Source organism: Mesorhizobium sp. M4B.F.Ca.ET.089.01.1.1, from assembly GCF_004022605.1.
In the GTDB taxonomy this organism is placed as follows: domain Bacteria; phylum Pseudomonadota; class Alphaproteobacteria; order Rhizobiales; family Rhizobiaceae; genus Mesorhizobium; species Mesorhizobium abyssinicae.
In genome coordinates, this window is sequence record NZ_RZOS01001078.1 from 1 (window position 1) to 736 (window position 736).

General features: G+C 67.3%; 1 protein-coding gene. It reads right to left on the minus strand.

Features of this window, described 5'->3' with window-relative positions; translation table 11 throughout:
* Positions 1-308: hypothetical protein (locus tag EN780_RS36120; protein WP_133372949.1), on the minus strand; the 308-nt coding region annotated here is incomplete at its 3' end.
* Positions 309-736 lie beyond the last annotated feature (428 nt).

A 736-nucleotide genomic window follows, 5' to 3' on the forward strand; every position in this document is an offset into this window, starting at 1 on the left:
ACGACCACGTTCTCGCGCCCGATGGCTACTCGAGGCTGGCTGACGAAACCTGCGACGCTCGGATGCTCCCCGAATATGTGGATGTCGCGCGACGAGCGGTGCCACCGGACGGGCAGCCCGAGGGCCTCGATCGACAGTCCTTCCGAGAGGACACGGGCACCATCCGCCAACGCAAGCGGCTCGAGAAGGCGGTCGTCGAGCGCGCCCAGCCAAGTCTCTTCTCCGTCTTCCAGCACCTCAACTTCAGTCCCGGCCGGCTGGCGCAGCAGCGCGCTCAGTTCGATCCCCCAATCTCCCGGGCCGAACAATAGTCGCAGGTCCGCTTCGATATCCTGATACTCCCGCTCCGTGTCGGCAGAGGGAAGCCGGGGCTCACGCCTGGTCCGCGACCGTTCGAGTCTTGGGCGGTATATCGGCGGCCGGACAGGCCCGGGCTCCTGGCCGGATACGTCCCCGCCAGGCACGACACGGGCTTCAGGGGCGGACCGTGCGGGTCCAATGGACGCTGGGTCCATGGCATCCGAGCCTATCTGCAGATGCGGGGCCTCGATGGAATCAGGATCTGCAGTGGTTGCCGCCACGGCCGGGTTATCGGCATCGGGTGGGGCAGCGGGGGCCAGCGCGGTGGTGCCGATCTGCTCATTTGGCGGTGAAGCGGCATCTTGAGTGTCCCCGGCCGTTCCCGCTCCGATGATCGCGATTTCCCCGGCACCTGCGGGTGCCAGTTGACCGGGGT